We start from the raw sequence: 18,418 nt of genomic DNA on the forward strand, positions 1-18,418 counted from the left end.
TAATGGCAGTCTCAGATTTAAATAAATAAAAATTCACATATAACATGAGGTTATTCATAATTCATAAATAACCCATGCAATATGTGAATTGAGATCGTTATTCAGTAATATTAATTATACCTCTATTGTATGAAAATAACAATCATTGTTTCCTCTTTTTTAGCTTTTTTATTATGCCAATACAGCTTAAATCCTGCATTCGAATTCACAACAATTCTGCTTGGTCAGCTGTCTGTAACAGGTAATATATCCAATTTCAGAATATATTACTCAACATTTATTTCATCTGTTAAATCGCTCTAACCATGCCCCCATCGACAAGTAACGATTGCCCTGTCACATAGGTATTGGCGAAAGAACCGTAGAATACGACCATCCGGGCAAACTCCTCCGGAGTTCCTGTTCGACCCAGCGGAATTTGTGCAGTCGCTGCCTGTTGGATGTCCTCGAGCGTAACTCCAAGTGATGCAGCTCGCACGGTATCTAACTCCGTGATCCGTTCCGTACCTATACGTCCCGGTGCGACTGTATTGATTAGGATGCCATCCGGTGCAAGCTCAGCAGCCAAACTTTTCGTCAGGGCTTGGACACCGGCACGGAAAACATTCGATAAGATTAATCCCTGAATAGGCTGCTTAATCGACGTCGAGGTCAAGTTCACAATTCGGCCTCCTGATGTTCTCAGATAAGGCAACGCTTCGCGGATGAATCGAATCGTGCTTAATAGCGATAGTTCAAAACCACGCACCCAATCGGCATCTGCCATATCGGTGAATTGACCGCTTGGCGGACCTCCGGCATTCGCAACAAGGACGTCGATGCCCCCGTACGCGGATACGGCTGTCTGAATGGCCCGCTGAATATCTTCCGGATGAAATACGTCCATTTGCACCATGGTTACTTCTTGCCCCGTTGCAGCCCATATTTCGTCGCGAGCTTGACTCAATTGATCTAAGTTACGGCTTGCAATGGTAACCTTCGCGCCTTCACGGGCAAATTCGAGCGCACTTGCCTTTCCTAATCCTTTGCTTGCTGCCGCGACGAATACCGATTTTCCTGTAAGTCCTAATTCCATTCCATTCACCTTCCTATATCGATAGGGTTAGATTGCAGTATCTTAATTGAACTGCCAACAGCTTAAGCTAAGATTACCATATTGATAACTGCGATGCAGAAGTTTAGCTTCCCGATGCAGATCGCCGGAACCCATCGCAAGGAACAGTGGAATGAAATGTTCATTCGTCGGTACCGCAGCCTGCGCATAGGGCGCTAAATCCTTGTAATTCATAAGCGCTTCGATATCCCAGGCCTCCACCTTTTCCTGAATCCACTGGTCGAAGGCTTCCGCCCAATCGTCCACTTCTTGGGTGCGCCAGTTGACCTGACGCAAGTTATGAACCGTCCCTCCGCTCCCCACGATCAGAACGCCCTGCTCACGAAGCGAAGCAAGTGCAGCCCCGATTTGATATTGCTGCTCATTGGACAAGTAACGGTTCACGGACAATGCCACAACGGGAATATCCGCTTCGGGATAGATCAGCTTGAGCACCGCCCATGCACCGTGATCCAACCCTCGTTGTTCATCGAGAACACTGTCGATCCCGTGGGATGCGAACAACGCTTTAATGGTTTCGCTAAGCGTGCGTTCCCCTTTTGCCGGATACGTGATCTGGTAGAGTTCCTCTTGAAAACCTGAAAAATCGTAGATCGTACCGTGCGTATCTACAGCGCTAATCGTCTGTTGGGACTGCTCCCAATGGGCTGAGAAGATAACGATCGCCTTAGGTTTGCTTGGCAGCGTTGAGGCCAGATTTTTCAAAAATGACGTATAAGCATGCTCCTCCAGCACTAATGAAGGCGCACCATGCGCAACAAAAAATGATGGCATCATCATAAAATCTCCTCCTGATCCTGACCCGAAGTTAGTCCTGCATCCTTCGCCAACCATAGCAGAACATCCCTTTGATTCTCTTCAGCTACTCCATGGTCTGTAGGATATGTTCTGAACGAAAAACGTGTCGTCCGTTCATGAAAGTAGGCTGCCGTATCATGGCCGATCTGTATAGGAAAGACTGAGTCGTATTCACCGTGACTGATAAATACAGACACATCCGTCACTGGCTTTAATATATAATCAGTTTTTACAAAATCCGGTACGTAACCGTTCAAGGCAACGATCCCTTTCAACTGATCCCCCATCGTAAGTGCTAGAGACATGGACAGAATCGCGCCTTGGCTGAACCCGAGCAGATAACGTTTTGCCGGATCAATCGGATATTTATCTGTCGCATAAGCGATAAAGGCTTCAAGGTCTTGCACAGCCTTATCGAACAAATCGCGAACGGGGTTCCCAAGGCTTTTCAATTCATAATATTGATGACCCGCACCTAAGCGGAGATTGCCTCGAATTCCCACAATAATGAACTGCTCCGATAAAGGCTCGACAATGCCATACATATTCCGTTCATTAGAGCCCTTGCCATGCAGGGTGAAGATAGTCGGATAAGTCCGATTGGGATCTATATGAGAAGGTATGTGAATGTCATATTCGTACGCTGGTGTCATGATGTTTCTCTCCTTTATGATTAAATGATGACGAAATATATTAGTAATACTAAGTTAATGTTTATATAGGTAATTTATCATTACGATACTAGCACGTCAATGGAATTATTGTTAATATCAAAATAAGTTCCATATTATAAATATCATTTGAGGTGACCCCCATGGACATCGGTACGACCATTCGAGCGGTTCGTAAACGTAAAAATATAACGATAGCCCAAATTTGCGAGCAAACAGGGCTTTCTCAGGGATTCATGAGTCAGGTGGAAACCAATAAAACCTCTCCCTCTATCGCGACATTGGAAAACATCTCAACGGCGTTAGACGTTCCATTAGCCTATTTATTGCTCAAAAAAGAAGAACGGATGAAAGTTACCCGAAAAGAAGAGCGGAGTTTATCGACTGCGGGACCCGATCGTCTGCAAATCCAACATTTAAGTTCCACCAAAAACATGAGAGTCATTCTTGTCGATTTCCCTCCGGGTACTTCAACGGGTGAGACGCCGCGCGCCCATGAAGGAGAAGAAGTGCATTATGTCATGCAAGGAACGTTTCAGGCCGAGCAAGGGGAAGATGTCATGGTATTGAATGAGGGCGATACTTTTAGCTGGAATGCATGCATCCCGCATACGGTTCGCAATATAGGCGAGCAGCCGGGAACCTTATTAATCTCTGTCTATACCGATACGGATCAAGAGCTGACATTATTCTAGCTCCGCAAAACAATAAAAAACCGACAGCATAGCACAATCCAGAACGTTCTGTAATGTGTCCTACTGTCGGTTTTTTATGTCATTATCCCGCTGTATATTTTCAACACCTTATCAAGATCATAGGCATAGACCCTCGACTTCCAACCCTTTACCGGATCAAAGGATCTCTTATCGATGTGAAAAATCGTTAATCGTTCGGGTTTATTCATCTTATTTCGTTCCTAGGCCGTATCCTATGCACTTTTACGCGTAGAATCTTGAATATTAGCATGGATGTCCGGTGTAATATTTGGTAATATGTCAAGTAATCATTCTAAGTTGAAACGGAGACTTGAACATGAACAAATTAACGCTACTGCGCGAACCGAAGCAGAGAAAGCTGCTCTTTAGCGCAGGACTAAGCTGGCTCTTTGACGCCATGGATGTGGGGTTGATTTCCTTCATCGTTGCTGCTTTGGCGGCAGAATGGCATCTTGGCGCACAACAAATCGGCCTCGTTACGGCCATTAACTCAATCGGGATGGCGGTTGGCGCTGCTGTCGCGGGTTCACTTGCTGATCGTTATGGCCGTCGTGCTGTCCTCATCTGGACCCTTCTCATCTTCTCGGCCGCAAGCGGATTCTCTGCGCTAGCTTCTAGCTTCGTCGCTTTATGTATTCTGCGGTTTATCGCCGGATTTGGTCTTGGCGGCGAACTGCCCGTTGCTTCGACTCTGGTCTCTGAATCCGTGCCCGTAAAGGAACGCGGCAGAGCCGTTGTACTGCTAGAAAGCTTCTGGGCATTTGGCTGGATCATTTCAGCCCTTATCGCATATTTTATCATTCCCGATTATGGCTGGAGAATGGCATTTGTCATCAGTGCCGTTCCAGCATTGTATGCCCTGTACTTAAGACGTGCCATTTCGGATCCACCTCGTTATACCGAGCAACGCCAGCGTAAATTATCGTTCAAAGAACGTATCGCATCCGTCTGGTCTGCCAAACATCGCAAGGCAACTATTACGCTATGGATCCTATGGTTCACGGTCGTATTCTCGTATTATGGCGTGTTCTTATGGCTGCCAACCGTCATGGTCATGAAGGGGTTCACATTGGTCAAAAGCTTCGAATATGTGTTGATTATTACGCTAGCGCAGCTGCCCGGTTACTTCACCGCAGCCTATTTCATCGAAAAATTCGGGCGTAAGTTCGTGCTCGTTACCTACCTGCTCTTTACGGCGGTCAGCGCCATTTGGTTCGGGACCGCAGAGACCGAAGGAATGCTGATGGCCGCAGGGATTTGCCTGTCTTTCTTCAACCTCGGGGCTTGGGGTGGCATGTATGCTTACACGCCGGAGTTATATCCGACCGAGGTTCGCTCGACAGGCGTTGGCCTTGCGGCTTCGTTCGGACGAATTGGGGGCGTCATCGGACCTTATCTCGTCGGCATGCTGGTAGCGCGAGAGACGGCTATCGCGACGATATTCATCATCTTTTTCATAGCCATCGTGATTGGAGCTCTTGCCGTTCTGTTCTTTGGTCGTGAGACCAAAGGGATCGATCCGGACCAATTGCCTGCATCGCAATAGGCTTGACAATATCTTCTCAAACTATAGAGCTCGATCCACCTCAAGTGGGTCGGGCTTTTTGCTATGATGTCATTTAAGACCCCTGAAAGGGTTGATTTTTACCTTTGGACAGACTTCTAGAGGCTTTATGTATGAATAGATTCCGATTGAAATATTTTTATGATTTATATCTTGATTTCCTCCAAAAAAGGAGTAAAATTACTTAAAGTTGGTTAAGGGAAACTTTTTTGTCCATGGGAAAAGGAGGTTGAATATGAACATCGGAAATTTAATGCACAAAACACAAAACGGATTAAGTCTAGCGGAAATCAATAACACGGTGCCTATACCTAAAAACGCTGGTTTCTGGAAAAAGCTGCTTGCCTATTCAGGACCGGGAGCATTAGTTGCAGTAGGTTATATGGATCCCGGTAACTGGGTTACATCCATTGCAGGGGGGGCGCAATTTGGTTATCTGCTGATGAGCGTTATTCTCATTTCCAGCCTTATTGCGATGTTATTGCAAGCTATGTCTGCGAAATTAGGAATTGTGACCGGAATGGACTTGGCCCAAGCAACGCGACTGAAGGCAGGCAAAAAATGGGGTTTTGTCTTATGGATCATTACAGAGTTGGCAATTATGGCTACAGATATTGCCGAAGTTATTGGTAGTGCGGTTGCACTGAATTTATTGTTTAATCTACCCTTACTCATCGGTGTATTCGTTACTGTGCTGGATGTATTTCTATTATTGATTTTAGCGCGTTATGGTTTTAGGAAAATTGAAGCCATCGTCATCACCTTGATTGCAACGATTCTTGTTGTTTTTCTCTATGAAGTTATTATTTCTCAACCTAACATAGCTCAAATGTTCGGTGGGCTTATTCCCAAACCGGAGATCGTTACGAATGGCGGGGCTTTGTTTATCGCGCTAGGAATTGTAGGAGCCACCGTTATGCCGCATAATTTATATTTGCATTCCTCGATTGTTCAGGCACGCCAATATAATCGTAAAGAACGTGATTCGCTAAAAGAAGCTGTCAAATTTGCTACGATTGATTCAAATATTCAGTTATCCATCGCTTTTGTTATTAATTGCTTATTGCTTATTTTAGGTGCTGCCTTGTTCTTTGGGTATAGTGGCTCTTTAGATACGCTGGGGCAATTATACCGTGCACTGAACGATAATTCGATTGTAGGTGCTATTGCCAGTCCTGTATTGAGCGTATTGTTTGCAGTCGCCTTGCTTGCATCCGGCCAAAATTCAACGATTACAGGAACATTAACCGGGCAAATTATCATGGAAGGTTTTATCCACATGAGAATGCCGATGTGGGCTAGACGAATGATTACACGCGTACTGGCCATTATTCCAGTCGTCCTATGCATACTAGTGTTCGGGAGTACTGAATCAGTAGTAGAACATCTATTAATTTATACGCAAGTATTCTTAAGTATCGCATTGCCTTTTTCCATCATTCCTTTAACCATTTTTACCAGTGATAAGCAAATGATGGGCGAATTTAAGAACAGATTATGGGTCAATATTCTTGCTTGGATTACTACCGTTATTTTAACGGGGTTAAATATTTGGTTAATTATCTCAACCTTTCAATAATATATTCGATATCATGGTTTATCAAAAAAAGCTGACAACCGGCCATCGCCGATGTCAGCTTCTTCATGATTATGTCCACGCCCAGAAAAATCCGTCCCGATCCCAAGCTACCCTTCCGCCATGCAACTTACGAAAGGCTTTCTTCACTTCTTTCTCCAGTGACGCATTTCCATTCTCATTTACAAATACAAAGGATTCGCCGAAATGTTCTCTTACATAACGTATCGCATCTTCTTGATGGAGCGTACCCTTAAACTTGATTTCGTTAACCATCCATGCTGCAACCTCTTGTGCCGTAACTTCCATGACGGATTCGCTCCTGACTTCGTGATTTCATATGCAACGTTAGCGTTGACGCGAGAAGCCTTCTTCTTCGAGATATTCGACCGCTTCTTCATACGTATCAAAGGCAGAGTCCAACTCCAAGCCCGCATAGATGTACCACATGCCATCTTCAGGCTCAAGCTGTAATGTCAGGGTATGCTGCAGCGCATTCGACCACCGTTCTTCTTGAACCTCTTCTACTTCCTCGACCCGAGGTGTATTCGACGCGGTCAGTGAAGCAATCGACTGTTCAATCAATGTCCGAAATTGCTCTTCCGTAAACTGGCGAATGTTCACGAGCCCTTTCTCATCTGCGTCATAGCGTTTCATATGGCCTGCATACACATAACCGTTGCCGTTCGGATGCAAATGATAAATAACGGTTTTCTTATCATAAGCACTTTGTTCATAATGGTAATTCACCCGTCCGAGCGATACATTCCTCCGCTCTAATTCAGGGAACGAATCTGCAATCGCAAGCTTTTCTTCAAAACTAAGCATATTGTAAGCCTCCATACGTGACGAAATTGATAACGTTCATTATAGCATAGACAAGGGCGAACTCTGAAATACCAGGATCCGGCTGCTTCCCAATATCTTGAACTGTACCCGTTAAACCAGTAGGACAGCATTATGGTATACTAATAAGAAGTCAAACTTTTTAAAGGGGTGCTTATGAAAGATTCTCAACTTGTGACATCCAAGCTAAGACAAATCAAGAATACTTTATCCTCCTATTTGACCAAAATTCTTCCGAATTACCAAATCACGCCCATCACGATGTACACCTTAGAATTTCTTCGTAAAAATCCCGATGCCATGGCTGTTGACCTTGCCGATGAATTCGGCCTCACACGGGGGGCTGTCACGCAAATTCTCGATAAGTTAGAGCAACAACATCTTGTCCTACGCAAGCCGCATCCAACGAGCCGCCGAAGCATTCAAATTGAATTAACGGAGAAAGGCACGACACTAGTGGATGCAATCCTGGACGATTACCATCATGAGATCGAGAAGCTATTCACGAATTATTCTGAAGAAGAACTGGCTATACTAAAACAACTCTTAGATAAGTTACCTGTATAATTCCATCCCCTTGCGGGATGGGATTTTTTTGTTGCTTGACAAGAACGGGCGCATGTTATATTGTTTAGTTAATTAACAGTTTAATGATTTAACATTTATCTCAAGAGGAGTGGATCGGTTCATGAATAAAATCATTTGTATCACAGGTGCTTCATCAGGCATCGGTCTAGCGAGTGCACTCAAATTTGCGCACCAAGGATGGACGGTGTATGCCGGGACGCGACATGTCGAGCGGGATCAGAACCAATATGCGAATGAGCCGAACCTTCATTTTGTGGAGATGGACGTCACGAAACCCGATACATTGCAGCACGTCATGGACGAAATTGAACATGCCCACGGGCGGTTAGATGTACTCTTTTGCAACGCTGGATTCGGCTATCTTCGTGCCCTTACACAAGCGAGTATCGAAGATATTCAAGGTGTATTTGATACGAATGTATTTGGTGTCATGCATACGATCCGCACTGCATTGCCATTACTCAAAAAAACGGGATATGCGCATATCGTTGCGACATCTAGCGTAGGCGGCTTGGTGGGTCAACCGATGAATGAAATTTACTGCTCCAGTAAATTTGCCGTAGAAGGTCTGATTGAAAGCCTGGCGACGTACTATAAGCCTCTGTTCAATATCGATCTTACGCTGCTGGAGCCTGGTGCCATCGCTACCAACTTCAATAATACTGTGATGGGACATGTTAACCATACCGGCGGTATCCTAGAGGATGAATATAAACCTCTTATTGATCGATATACGCAAACCTTCCTAGAGCGTAATGCTGTCCCTCAGACGGCAGAATCGGTCGCCGATGTCATGTTGGAACTGGTTCAGATGGCGATCAAACCGTTGCGAATTCGCACCTCCGAACGCGCGGAATCTTTCGCACAGCACAAAACGCTAACGGATCCAACAGGCTTAGATGGCATCCAGAATACACGCAAAATACAGTTGAATATGTAATACGATTCACTAAAAAGGGCATGAACCGATTGGGTTCATGCCTTTTCCACGAAACAAGCCTTGCCTTCACTACGTTTTCCTGAAATCTGTTTGACCGGTATATCCTGAATATAGTCTCCCCTCCATTTTAATCTCATCAAATTTTAAATATTTCACTTGTTTATTGGTAAGATCTATGATAAATTTCTATGTAATTAATAATGATAATCATTATCAGGGGGTTGCAATGAAAAAATTATTACTCGTTCTATCGCTTTCTTGCCTTATCTTATCTGCTGCCTGCAGCAATACGACATCTACAGCATCGACTGATCAACCTGTAGAACAAAATAAAGAAACGGCTACAACACCAGAGGCTTCTGCTACGACAACACCCGATGCGCAGTCCCTCGGCGACCCTGCCAAAATAGATGAGTTGGTCAAACTTTTCCCTGCGCAGCAGCCTGCAAAAGTAGCCACGGTATCTGTTACGTTGTCCGAGATGCTCAGTATTCTAGGGGTTATGCCTGTTGGCGTTCCTGAATCTATGAATCCGCTGCCGGCTGAATTCGACAAGGTTACAAGAGTAGGCTCTGCGTTGAAACCGGATGCTGAACAAATCGTGAATGTGCAAGCCGATGTGGTTATCGGCCCATCCTCCATCAAGGATAGCTTAGAAAAAACATTGGGGAACATCAAAAACCCGCGCGTATATCTGCCCACAGATTCCTACGATGATCTAAAACTCACGTTAGAAGCCCTCGGCAAAGTCTTCGGCAAAGAAGCGGAAGCAGAGAAATTCTTAACTGAGCTGCAGCAAAAAGAATCGAAAGCCATTGCGGCTTCAGAAGGCAAGACCGCTCCGAAAGTGCTGTTCTTATTCGGCTCCGCTGAATCCTTCATGCTCATGAACGAAACAACGTATGTTGGTGATTTAGCGAAGAAGCTTCAAGCGACCAATGTCGTCTCATCTGTACTGAAATCAACAGAATCCTATATTCCACTAGATATGGAACAAGTGGTCACGGCGAATCCGGACATCATTCTACTTGTATCGCATGGTGACCCTGAAGCAGGCCTCAAAGCATTCGAAGATGAAGTGAAGAAGAATGGGGCATGGGAGAAAATGAATGCGTATAAGAATCATAAAGTGCAAGCGTTAGATTACTCGTTATTCGGCTCCGCCTCCATACAGAAGGCTCCTGACGCACTGACGAAATTATCCGATGTGCTGTATCAATAATGAACATGCGCAGCTCGTTGAATGTCGATACAAGTCATAGAAAAAGCTGGATTCTCATTGCCATTATCTTTGCTCTTCTGATCCTAGCAGCCATTCTATCGCTTGGATTAGGAAGCGTACGATTTCCGCCGAATGAAGTCATCTCTGCCCTACTTGGCAAAGGCAATGAGATCCCGGATACGATTCTGTGGGACCTTCGATTCCCACGGATGACCTTAGCTTTACTGGTCGGTGCAAATATGGCCTTATCCGGCGCATTATTGCAAGCCGTCATGAACAATCCGTTAGCTGATCCAGGTCTAACAGGGGTCTCTAGCGGATCCGCAGTAACCGTGCTCGTTATTATTCTGTTACTACCCGAGTTTACGTCTTCTATTCCCTTCGCTGCCATCATCGGCGGTTCGATTGCGGCAATCATGGTCTATAGCCTGGCTTGGAAGAAAGGGTCCATTTCCCCCGTCCGTATTATTCTGTCAGGCGTTGCCGTCAATGCGGTATTCGGAGGGATCATTGGTCTCCTATCGATTCTATACAGTGATCGGCTGCCTGCAGCCTTGCAATGGTTGAACGGGAGTTTGTCCGGCAAAGGGATTGGAGATGTGAAGCTCCTTCTTCCCTATTCGATCCTAGGCTGGATCGCGAGCATGTTCTGTATTCGTCAAGCCAATATCCTTCGTCTCGGCGAACAAGCGGCAGCGAACCTCGGCGAGAAAGTCAACCGCATTCGTGTTGTCTTATCCGTTACGGCCGTATTTCTAGCTGCCATCACAGTATCTGTTGTGGGTATCGTGGGGTTTGTCGGATTAATCGTCCCTCATATCGCACGAATGCTCGTGGGCTCCGATTATAAACGGCTCCTACCGATGAGCTTGGGTATGGGAGCGCTCGTGATGCTCGCAGCGGATACCGCAGGGCGTTCGCTATTCGCTCCTTTGGATATTCCCGCCGGCATTGTCATGGCCATGGTAGGAGGACCGTATTTCCTGTATCTCATGCGAAAGGGTGATATGTAAGATGCTTGAAGCACAAGCTCTCGACATTCAATATGACGGCAAGACCGTCGTCAATAATTTCTCCCTCTCGGTTCAACAAGGCGAAATGATCTCCATTATTGGACCTAACGGTTCGGGAAAATCCACCGTACTCAAAGCCATGTCACGTCTTATTCCTTGTCATATGGGAAAAGTATGCTTGGAAGGGCAAGATGTGCGGGCAATGGATACCAAGACCATTTCCCAAATGATGTGTATTTTATGCCAAGCCAATCAGGCCCCTTCCGATATGACCGTGCAAGAGCTCGTCTCCTACGGGAGGATGCCGCATAAGAAATGGTATCAACGACTCACACCTGAAGATTATGAAATCATCGACTGGGCTATTGAAAAAACAGGGCTATCGGAACTTCGGCATCGCAAGCTGCCTGCACTATCTGGAGGAGAAGCGCAGCGGGCATGGATTGCCATGGCGTTGACGCAGCGTCCCAAAGTGTTGTTACTCGATGAGCCGACAACTTTTCTCGACATCGCCCACCAACTAGAGGTATTAGAACTCACACGAACCATTAACCAAGAACTTGGCGTTACGGTCATTATGGTATTGCATGATCTGAATCATGCGAGTGAGTATAGTGATAAAATATGTGTCTTGCGTAAAGGGAAACAGGAATTGTTCGGAACACCTCGGGAAGTATTAACGACAGATACCATTCGTCAGATCTATCACGTCGAAGCCGAAGTTGCCTATTCCCCAGTAAGCGGGAAACCGCGAATTCATGTATGCAGCCGCGCTGAAGCATCCAAGCTTTGGATGGCCAATTAACGAGGAGGATTCCCATGCAAAAAACAATTGATTTGGAAGCAACCAAGCAAAAATTCAATGAATTTGTCCATAAAATGAAAACCGTCACCATTAGCTCGTTGGACGAGAACGGCGATCCGTTTATCAGTTATGCGCCCTATGTCAATGTTGGAGATAAACTCTACATCTATATCAGCCAAATTTCGGACCATTACAAATATGTAGAAGACAGCAGCTATGTTCATGTCATGCTAATTGCCGATGAGACGTTAACGCCGAATAAGTTCGCTCGCGAACGCGCGCGCTTCAAATGTACAACAACGAATTTGGGGAACGAAGGCCATGAAGGAATTTTCGCGGCATTTGATGAACAGCATGGTCAAAAGATGATGGAAATGCTGCGCGGCCTCGATTTTTCTTTATTTGAACTCGTGCCCGTTCAAGGCCGTTATGTCATTGGGTTCGGTCAAGCCTTTGATGTGAGCATCACAGGAGAGCAATTCAGCCACGTTGTCGTAGATAAAAAGAAATCTTGAATTATAAAGGGAGAAAAGACGATGTCATTTGAAGCTGTGCTGCCTGTCTGGCGAGCGGTTCGCGATCGTTTCCGTAAAACGATGGAAGGTTTGCAAGAAGAAGAGCTCACCTTGCGTTTATCCCCTGATACTTCGACGATTGGATTCATGCTCCGCCATAACGCAGAGGTCGAGTACATGTTCGCAGATTGGTTCTTCAAAAAGGAAGCCCCCGCCTCAGTCACCTATCTAACCGCTGGAAGAGCGAAAGATGAGGGGCAATTTCATCAACTGGCAGATTTATTGCGCTTGCTAGAGGCATCTGATCTCCATGTCACAGAAGCCATGCGCTCGCTCCCGGAAGAGGCATGGGATCAGCCTGTCGAGACCATGATCGGGACGTCTACCCCGCGTGAAGCCTTGGGTAGATTGCTCTACCATGCAGGATTGCATGCCGGCCAAATCTCACTTATTCGCAAATGCGCGCCAGCGGAGAGAGCCGTCCAGGAATCATAAATCATAACTTCATCGCGCAAAAAGAAAGCAGCATTGGATCATCCGTTGCTGCTTTTCCTATGGTACGACGCTGACGAGGTGGCCATTCTTTACTCCTCGTGAGAGTATACTGCGCTATGTTCTTGCTGTGATCGCCCACACGATAACGCACTATACACACATATACGTATGGGCTCCAATCCGGGCCACGACGCCGTCCCCGCCATTTGCAATTCTCCGCAATTGTTCAAAATTCGGGTGAAGCACCAACTCCAATAAAAAAGCCGATGTCGTGCTGTTTTCCTTTCTTTTTTCATTCAACTCAGAGATAATGTTCTTCGCGGATTTAATCCCAATTCCATGTCCATAATACAGCCCCTTGCCCAGCATAATCGCATTCTCCCCTTGCCAGAAAGGCATACTTGGATCGAAATCCGGATTCTCGAAATATACGCTATCCCCAGGATACGCTTGAGCACCATGTTCGTTCAGTACGAGCGGCAATTTATTGTTGGCGCCCCAATCGCCGATCGTCATATCCTTGAAATACGTATTGAAAGCTTCGTCACCGATCGAATCCAGAATCGCCTTCGCGAACACAATCATAATGGCCGTGGAACACTCGAATGCATAGCGGTGTCCTTGTTGATAGATATCTCGAATGGCTTCGGCTGGCAGCACTCCCTTGTTCATATGGAAATTTCCTGAGGGCGTCCGCGTCCAATATTTCTGATTACAACGCGATTTCTGAAATGGCGCGAATTGTACACCACTATCAAATAACGCAACAGCCGCATTCAGTATGTTACTCCGCATATTTAATTCGAACTTTAATGCCTCAAGGGAATCATATGAATAGGTATAAGGGCTTTTATCTTTCGCCTTAACGATCTCTTTCTCAAATGCAGACAATGGCAACTGCTGAACATCTTCTAAATTACTACCTGAAATCTCAATCACATGCATGTCTCCTAACGAAAAAATCTATGTGCCTAGCTAGGTTATTGTACGTGTCGGAGGGATGTCTCGTGCATGTCAGAAAAAAGACACCTTCGGAGGTGTCTTCTAGTTCACATCATGTTATGCAAGCAGCGTCTTGATTTTCTCATCTAAGCTCTCCCAGAATTTCGAAATATTCGGTTTCAAAGGACCTTGTAACGTATTCCCTTGCCCTGGGCTGTAGATGACATCCTTGTTTTCATTAATGAGGTTAAGATATTCCTGCACCAGCTCGGCCGTCTTGGTCTTCGGATGCTGCTTCACTAATTGCTCATAGCTTTTCTTCACCGCAGGCACCAGCTTCATTGTCTTATCATCAATCGCATCATACCGATAATTCGTTATATAGTGATGCATGTATTCGGAATACATGGCCTTTACTTCCGCACGTTTCAATCCCATTGGGTATTGCGTCAAGTAATGCTCCGCGGCAAGAATTCGTTCCCCCAACTCCTCTCTGGAAATGGTGAGTGAGGCATCTTCTACGAATCGCTTCCCGGATTGCGCAGCCCGCAAGGCGAGGTAACTTTTCAAATCTTCGGAAAGATAGGGATCATATTTCTTCTGCAATGCTGCGTAGTCCACCTTCCAGAAGAACATTCCTTCCGTGTTATCCAGCGCAAAATGCGCTTCCGTCTGGTCTAGCAGCCATTTTTTTAAGGTATCATCATTCTTAATGTTATTAATATCGATCGGGTACCCGACTTCATTCATCTTCTCGGCCGTGCCCGGCTGCTCCAGCATGGTATTGAAGTTATCGTTCAAGCTGGGAAGATAACGCTCATAGAAGGAATCTAATGCCACGAATAATTTATCTGCCGTCGTCACATCGACTTTAGGCAAATTCGAGTCCAAGAATGCGATGACTTCGCGCGCTTCCTTCGCCTGTGAAGCTAACAATTCAAACTCCTTATCGATTTCTTTGCCTTGGTCACCCTGATTTGGCTTGGTCTCATCCCCCTGTACCACTTCTTGTTTGGGTGGTTCTTGTACCGTAAGTTCCTTGCTATTCCCGCATCCCGCGATCAACATCGTCATCAATAGCGACAATACGACCGTGATTCGAATTTTGTTCATTTCACTATACCTCCATCAATCTATCTCATTTCAAACGATATATCTCGGATAAAAGCTTATTGTTCGGCATATCCAGATTCATCTCCTGATTCTCTTGGCTCATCATCAATTGCTTCCCTGACGGACTCCACCATAAAACACTTTGTAAATTCGGATAATAAGATACCGGTGTCATATACCCTGTCAAGGTATTCATGACATAAAGCCCCGTTGTCCCCCATTCCAAATTAAACAACGCGAACGCGAGCTTCGAACCATCTGGCGACCAAGATAACTGCCGGACAAACCGTCCGCTTGTGATCACTTTACCCTGTTTTGTCTGATCCAACTTCGTCACTACAAGTGCATTCTCGTTCTCTTTCGTCTCTATTGCGAATGCTGCCTGCGTACCTTCAGGAGAAAGCGTGAAATCTACGACCTGGCTTTGCACGAGCGTTGCCTTTGCGGCGTTCTCTGATTTGTCCGATGTCCCTGAATTTATAGGTAGTACATACAATTGCTTATGATTATTCAGATAGTACAATCGGTTTAATTTCTGGCTCGATGAAGAGGGAGCAGACAAGACCTTAACGACCGTTTCCTGCTCACCTAAAGTCGCAAGGGGCGTCACTTTTCCGTCCAACGTTGCTTGTGACAATCCCTGCACCGTGGCGATCACATAGGTTTGGTTATCCAGCCAAGCTCCTTGCACCTGTCCATTCAAGATCGAAATGTCCCCATCGCCCATTTGCACACGTACCCTTTTGCCATCGGCCATGCGTACAAAGGAAGCTTGCGCGCGACTATTCTCATAAATGTAAGCATATTTCCGGTCTGGTGAGAGGTTGACCCACATACCTGACGCGATTCCTATGGGGTGGTCTTTTCCCGTCTGCACATCATGCGTTGATAATTCACCCTCCATCCACTTCGGAGCTGACGTCGTTAAGATTTCCTCGTCCGACAGCCATGCCATGCCGTATAGCCCATCCAAGCGCTTGATTTCCTCCAGTACCAGATTTTCGCTCTTCTCTTGAACGGGCGGTTCCTTGACCGTGATCTGTTGTCCTGTCTGTCCACTGCACCCTGTTGTCGTGAACATCAAGGCTGCTGCCAGCAAAATGCCTAGTGATGTCATGGTTATTCTGTTCTGTCTCTTCCGCTTCAGTGCAGTTTCCCCCTTTCGAAGAGCTTAAACCGAGTATAAGATAGAAAGTTATCCAGAAGATTTCGACTTGTTTCCAACTTGTAAACTTTGATGAGGATGTATATCGAGCGGCAACGTTACGATAAATATCGTTCCTTGACCCTCGAGCGGCGATTCCACGCGAATCGTTCCACGCTGCTGCTCCGCTAGCTGCTTCACAAGTGCAAGACCCAGTCCGCTACCGCCCGATTGCCGGGCGCGGTCCTGGTTCACCGTATAGAACGGCTCAAAGATTTGGTCTCTGCGATCGACGGGAATGCCAATTCCGGTATCTCTGAACTCGATTTCCACCTGGTCCTGTACCATCCGATTCGTGATCGTTACAGAACCGTTCTCCACATTATATTTAATGGCATTATCCACGAGGTTGATGAACATATGCGTGAGATTCTCCCTGTCTGCCCAGGTCCAAGCCGGTTCCAATTCCTGTTCAATCACAATGCCGAACTGGTCCGCTTTCCCCTTCATGCGTGAGCATATCTCATTCAGCAGCTCCTTCACTTCTACGGCAGAGGGATGATGCTCAAAAGCGTACTTTTCAAGCAATGCCAGCTGAAGCACCCGCTCCACAAGTTCGTACAGGCGGGTTGCTTCCTTGCTGATGGCTGCCTGCGCTTCTTGAATTAAGGCAGGGTCGTCTCCATACATTTGCAGTAAATCGGAATATGCACGGATCGATGTCAACGGGGTTTTGAATTCGTGGCTAATGTTATGGATAAATGCCTTTTGCTGTTGTTCCAACTGCTGCAGTTTGTCGAGGGCCATCCGCAATTTACCTTGCTCATCCTGCAATGAGGAGATATTGGACCGAATCGCGTCACTCATCTCAAAAATACCGAGACTGAGCTCCCCCAGTTCATCCCGACGATGCAAGCTCGGTTCAGCTAAATATTGCCCCTCTCGAATACGATCTGCTGCCCCCTTCAGGCGGTGAATGGCATTCGCTTGGCGATTCATATAGAGCCAGCCCAGCACAAAAGAGATCCCGAGCACGACAATCCCGGAGATCCAACATAACTGCAGCATATTACGATAAAAGGCGTGTTGCGCGCTCAACGAGGTCTGAAAATGAACTACCCCAAGCTGCCCCCCTGGCTCCTGAATGGGCGATAGGTACTCTAACATATCCCCTTCGGTGAGATAGGCTATTTTGTTCTGGAGCGCATACGCAAGGGCATCTTGTACGTTGGATTTCTCCGCCATAGCCAGCGAATCCCCTACCTCGACACCTTGGGCATTATAGAGAATGACACGCATCCCGCTCACGGCACCGAGCTCTCTTGCAAGCTCCGATCCCCGCAGACGCATGAACGTTGCTGGATCGACCTTCGTTCCGGTCACATATTGCTGGTGTATGCGATTGGATGCAGCCTCAGCCTGCTGCTCCATCGCAGCTTCGGTCTGCTGTCGTTGATAGGTCGAGATGCCTCGCAGAATCAACCCGCTCAGTATGGCGACGACGAATACCAGCAGTACGGCAAGAAATCCGGAAAATTTCCACTTTAAGCTTGCCCTCATGACCTCTCACCTGTGCCGGCCGCACGATAACCGATGCCATACACGGTTTGTAGGATATGTTGATAATCTGGCCCCAACTTCGCACGAAGACGTTGGATATGAATATCGACAGTGCGTGTTCCTCCGGCGTAATCCATTCCCCAGACCTGGTCCAGTAATTGTTCCCGCGTATATACTCGTTTTAAATTCATGAGTAATAATGCCAACAAATCGAACTCTTTCGGTGTTAAACTCAGGGGCTGCCCCTCTAGCATCACATGGCGTTCTTCTACATACATCAGAAGACCATCCACATTTAAGGTGGCAGAGGATGCATGAGAGGATTCATTCTTCTCCATACGTCTGCACAAAGCTTTGACGCGTGCGACGACCTCCCTGACATCGAACGGCTTCGTCATATAATCATCAGCCCCTAATTCGAGGCCTACAATTTTATCTACAATGTCATTCTTCACGGTGAGCAGCATGATACTGAGATCTTTACGCCCTTCTAATTTACGGCATACATCCAACCCGCTCATCTTCGGCATCATGACATCAAGCACAAGCACATGCGGCTGAAAAGAAGTGACTTTTCGCAGCGCTTCTTCGCCGTCATAGGCAAGCTCAACTTCATACCCTTCCCGCTTCAGCGCATAGGCAATGGCGGATGCAATCGTCTGCTCATCGTCAGCCACTAGGACTTTATAGTTCATGATTACGCCTCCCATCATCGGTTACTGGTACTATAACCATAATTAAGAAATTGAACAAGAAATGATGAAGATTTCCATGAAAAAAAGCAGAGCGGCCTAAG

The 18,418-nt window shown here is 46.3% G+C and carries 21 protein-coding genes; 10 read left to right on the forward strand and 11 right to left on the reverse strand.

What is annotated here, in order from left to right; translation table 11 throughout:
• Positions 1-289: 289 nt before the first annotated feature.
• Genes BVG16_RS18535 through BVG16_RS18545 form a run of 3 tightly spaced genes read right to left on the reverse strand, consistent with a single transcriptional unit; the run spans position 290 to position 2,565 of the window.
• Positions 290-1,075: an SDR family oxidoreductase gene (locus tag BVG16_RS18535; RefSeq protein ID WP_078500420.1), complete on the reverse strand. Its 786-nt coding sequence runs from the start codon at positions 1,073-1,075 to the stop codon at positions 290-292.
• 42 nt (positions 1,076-1,117) lie between these two features.
• Positions 1,118-1,891 carry a DODA-type extradiol aromatic ring-opening family dioxygenase gene (locus tag BVG16_RS18540; protein ID WP_078500681.1) on the reverse strand — a complete coding sequence of 258 codons (774 nt, stop codon included), beginning with the start codon at positions 1,889-1,891 and terminating at the stop codon, positions 1,118-1,120.
• Positions 1,891-2,565: an alpha/beta hydrolase gene (locus BVG16_RS18545; protein ID WP_078500421.1), complete on the reverse strand. Its 675-nt coding sequence runs from the start codon at positions 2,563-2,565 to the stop codon at positions 1,891-1,893. Before BVG16_RS18545 ends, BVG16_RS18540 begins: the two co-directional genes overlap by 1 nt.
• 161 nt (positions 2,566-2,726) lie before the next feature.
• Between BVG16_RS18545 and BVG16_RS18550 the strand changes: the two genes are divergently transcribed.
• The gene (locus BVG16_RS18550; protein WP_078500422.1) at positions 2,727-3,278 is read left to right on the forward strand and encodes a helix-turn-helix domain-containing protein; all 552 of its coding nucleotides are present in this window, start codon (positions 2,727-2,729) and stop codon (positions 3,276-3,278) included.
• A 74-nt stretch (positions 3,279-3,352) separates the two neighbouring features.
• Here BVG16_RS18550 and BVG16_RS33735 read toward each other — a convergent pair whose 3' ends face one another.
• Positions 3,353-3,487 carry a hypothetical protein gene (locus BVG16_RS33735; protein WP_269845605.1) on the reverse strand — a complete coding sequence of 45 codons (135 nt, stop codon included), beginning with the start codon at positions 3,485-3,487 and terminating at the stop codon, positions 3,353-3,355.
• 128 nt (positions 3,488-3,615) lie between these two features.
• Here BVG16_RS33735 and BVG16_RS18555 point away from each other — a divergent pair, with 128 nt between their 5' ends.
• Both BVG16_RS18555 and BVG16_RS18560 read left to right on the forward strand, forming a co-directional pair.
• Complete coding sequence (locus BVG16_RS18555) at positions 3,616-4,845, forward strand: MFS transporter (RefSeq protein ID WP_078500423.1); 1,230 nt, start codon at positions 3,616-3,618, stop codon at positions 4,843-4,845.
• A gap of 253 nt (positions 4,846-5,098) precedes the next feature.
• A complete protein-coding gene (locus BVG16_RS18560; RefSeq protein ID WP_078500424.1) occupies positions 5,099-6,442 on the forward strand; it encodes an Nramp family divalent metal transporter in 1,344 nt (447 codons plus the stop codon).
• 69 nt (positions 6,443-6,511) lie between these two features.
• Here the strand turns inward: BVG16_RS18560 and BVG16_RS18565 are convergent, their stop codons facing one another.
• Together BVG16_RS18565 and BVG16_RS18570 are read right to left on the reverse strand one after the other, a co-directional pair.
• Positions 6,512-6,748, reverse strand: a complete 237-nt coding sequence (locus BVG16_RS18565) for a DUF6953 family protein (RefSeq protein ID WP_078500425.1) — start codon at positions 6,746-6,748, stop codon at positions 6,512-6,514.
• A gap of 39 nt (positions 6,749-6,787) precedes the next feature.
• Positions 6,788-7,267: a hypothetical protein gene (locus tag BVG16_RS18570; protein ID WP_078500427.1), complete on the reverse strand. Its 480-nt coding sequence runs from the start codon at positions 7,265-7,267 to the stop codon at positions 6,788-6,790.
• Between the two features lie 174 nt (positions 7,268-7,441).
• On the opposite strand from BVG16_RS18570, the gene BVG16_RS18575 reads away from it, so the two are divergent.
• The 7 genes from BVG16_RS18575 to BVG16_RS18605 all read left to right on the forward strand — a co-directional run bounded on the left by BVG16_RS18575 (position 7,442) and on the right by BVG16_RS18605 (position 12,863).
• The gene (locus tag BVG16_RS18575) at positions 7,442-7,852 is read left to right on the forward strand and encodes a MarR family winged helix-turn-helix transcriptional regulator (protein ID WP_078500428.1); all 411 of its coding nucleotides are present in this window, start codon (positions 7,442-7,444) and stop codon (positions 7,850-7,852) included.
• A 121-nt stretch (positions 7,853-7,973) separates the two neighbouring features.
• Positions 7,974-8,813 carry an SDR family oxidoreductase gene (locus tag BVG16_RS18580; protein ID WP_078500430.1) on the forward strand — a complete coding sequence of 280 codons (840 nt, stop codon included), beginning with the start codon at positions 7,974-7,976 and terminating at the stop codon, positions 8,811-8,813.
• A 226-nt stretch (positions 8,814-9,039) separates the two neighbouring features.
• On the forward strand, positions 9,040-10,035 hold the full coding sequence (locus BVG16_RS18585; protein WP_078500432.1) for an ABC transporter substrate-binding protein: 996 nt from the start codon (positions 9,040-9,042) through the stop codon (positions 10,033-10,035).
• A 5-nt stretch (positions 10,036-10,040) separates the two neighbouring features.
• Positions 10,041-11,048 (forward strand): FecCD family ABC transporter permease, encoded by a 1,008-nt coding sequence (locus tag BVG16_RS18590; protein ID WP_078500682.1) that lies wholly within the window; start codon positions 10,041-10,043, stop codon positions 11,046-11,048.
• A gap of 1 nt (position 11,049) precedes the next feature.
• Positions 11,050-11,853 carry an ABC transporter ATP-binding protein gene (locus tag BVG16_RS18595; RefSeq protein ID WP_078500435.1) on the forward strand — a complete coding sequence of 268 codons (804 nt, stop codon included), beginning with the start codon at positions 11,050-11,052 and terminating at the stop codon, positions 11,851-11,853.
• Positions 11,854-11,867: 14 nt separating this feature from the next.
• Positions 11,868-12,368, forward strand: a complete 501-nt coding sequence (locus BVG16_RS18600; protein WP_078500438.1) for a HugZ family pyridoxamine 5'-phosphate oxidase — start codon at positions 11,868-11,870, stop codon at positions 12,366-12,368.
• Between the two features lie 21 nt (positions 12,369-12,389).
• Positions 12,390-12,863: a DinB family protein gene (locus BVG16_RS18605; RefSeq protein WP_078500441.1), complete on the forward strand. Its 474-nt coding sequence runs from the start codon at positions 12,390-12,392 to the stop codon at positions 12,861-12,863.
• 150 nt (positions 12,864-13,013) lie between these two features.
• On the opposite strand, the gene BVG16_RS18610 is transcribed toward BVG16_RS18605, so the two are convergent.
• The 5 genes from BVG16_RS18610 to BVG16_RS18630 all read right to left on the reverse strand — a co-directional run bounded on the left by BVG16_RS18610 (position 13,014) and on the right by BVG16_RS18630 (position 18,317).
• The gene (locus tag BVG16_RS18610) at positions 13,014-13,802 is read right to left on the reverse strand and encodes a protein-glutamine gamma-glutamyltransferase (RefSeq protein WP_078500443.1); all 789 of its coding nucleotides are present in this window, start codon (positions 13,800-13,802) and stop codon (positions 13,014-13,016) included.
• Positions 13,803-13,922: 120 nt separating this feature from the next.
• Entirely contained in the window at positions 13,923-14,918 is a 996-nt protein-coding gene (locus BVG16_RS18615; RefSeq protein WP_078500445.1) for a hypothetical protein, read from the reverse strand.
• 25 nt (positions 14,919-14,943) lie between these two features.
• Positions 14,944-16,035 carry a TolB family protein gene (locus BVG16_RS18620; protein WP_078500448.1) on the reverse strand — a complete coding sequence of 364 codons (1,092 nt, stop codon included), beginning with the start codon at positions 16,033-16,035 and terminating at the stop codon, positions 14,944-14,946.
• A 78-nt stretch (positions 16,036-16,113) separates the two neighbouring features.
• Positions 16,114-17,622, reverse strand: coding sequence for a HAMP domain-containing sensor histidine kinase (locus BVG16_RS18625; protein WP_078500450.1), 1,509 nt, complete (start codon positions 17,620-17,622; stop codon positions 16,114-16,116).
• Positions 17,619-18,317, reverse strand: coding sequence for a response regulator transcription factor (locus tag BVG16_RS18630; RefSeq protein ID WP_078500452.1), 699 nt, complete (start codon positions 18,315-18,317; stop codon positions 17,619-17,621). The genes BVG16_RS18625 and BVG16_RS18630 overlap by 4 nt, the downstream gene beginning before the upstream one ends.
• Positions 18,318-18,418: the final 101 nt, after the last annotated feature.

Origin of the sequence: Paenibacillus selenitireducens (assembly GCF_002021565.1) — a bacterium.
Taxonomy (GTDB): domain Bacteria; phylum Bacillota; class Bacilli; order Paenibacillales; family Paenibacillaceae; genus Paenibacillus_K; species Paenibacillus_K selenitireducens.

Coding starts and splice junctions, on each gene's coding strand:
- BVG16_RS18565 (WP_078500425.1), bottom strand. CDS start 6,748: ATGGAAGTTACGGCACAAGAGGTTGCAGCATGGATGGTTAACGAAATC.
- BVG16_RS18575 (WP_078500428.1), top strand. CDS start 7,442: ATGAAAGATTCTCAACTTGTGACATCCAAGCTAAGACAAATCAAGAAT.
- BVG16_RS18615 (WP_078500445.1), bottom strand. CDS start 14,918: ATGAACAAAATTCGAATCACGGTCGTATTGTCGCTATTGATGACGATG.
- BVG16_RS18555 (WP_078500423.1), top strand. CDS start 3,616: ATGAACAAATTAACGCTACTGCGCGAACCGAAGCAGAGAAAGCTGCTC.
- BVG16_RS18580 (WP_078500430.1), top strand. CDS start 7,974: ATGAATAAAATCATTTGTATCACAGGTGCTTCATCAGGCATCGGTCTA.
- BVG16_RS18625 (WP_078500450.1), bottom strand. CDS start 17,622: ATGAGGGCAAGCTTAAAGTGGAAATTTTCCGGATTTCTTGCCGTACTG.
- BVG16_RS18560 (WP_078500424.1), top strand. CDS start 5,099: ATGAACATCGGAAATTTAATGCACAAAACACAAAACGGATTAAGTCTA.
- BVG16_RS18550 (WP_078500422.1), top strand. CDS start 2,727: ATGGACATCGGTACGACCATTCGAGCGGTTCGTAAACGTAAAAATATA.
- BVG16_RS18595 (WP_078500435.1), top strand. CDS start 11,050: ATGCTTGAAGCACAAGCTCTCGACATTCAATATGACGGCAAGACCGTC.
- BVG16_RS18585 (WP_078500432.1), top strand. CDS start 9,040: ATGAAAAAATTATTACTCGTTCTATCGCTTTCTTGCCTTATCTTATCT.
- BVG16_RS18545 (WP_078500421.1), bottom strand. CDS start 2,565: ATGACACCAGCGTACGAATATGACATTCACATACCTTCTCATATAGAT.
- BVG16_RS18605 (WP_078500441.1), top strand. CDS start 12,390: ATGTCATTTGAAGCTGTGCTGCCTGTCTGGCGAGCGGTTCGCGATCGT.
- BVG16_RS18570 (WP_078500427.1), bottom strand. CDS start 7,267: ATGCTTAGTTTTGAAGAAAAGCTTGCGATTGCAGATTCGTTCCCTGAA.
- BVG16_RS18540 (WP_078500681.1), bottom strand. CDS start 1,891: ATGATGCCATCATTTTTTGTTGCGCATGGTGCGCCTTCATTAGTGCTG.
- BVG16_RS18590 (WP_078500682.1), top strand. CDS start 10,041: ATGCGCAGCTCGTTGAATGTCGATACAAGTCATAGAAAAAGCTGGATT.
- BVG16_RS18535 (WP_078500420.1), bottom strand. CDS start 1,075: ATGGAATTAGGACTTACAGGAAAATCGGTATTCGTCGCGGCAGCAAGC.
- BVG16_RS18630 (WP_078500452.1), bottom strand. CDS start 18,317: ATGAACTATAAAGTCCTAGTGGCTGACGATGAGCAGACGATTGCATCC.
- BVG16_RS18620 (WP_078500448.1), bottom strand. CDS start 16,035: ATGACATCACTAGGCATTTTGCTGGCAGCAGCCTTGATGTTCACGACA.
- BVG16_RS18600 (WP_078500438.1), top strand. CDS start 11,868: ATGCAAAAAACAATTGATTTGGAAGCAACCAAGCAAAAATTCAATGAA.
- BVG16_RS33735 (WP_269845605.1), bottom strand. CDS start 3,487: ATGAATAAACCCGAACGATTAACGATTTTTCACATCGATAAGAGATCC.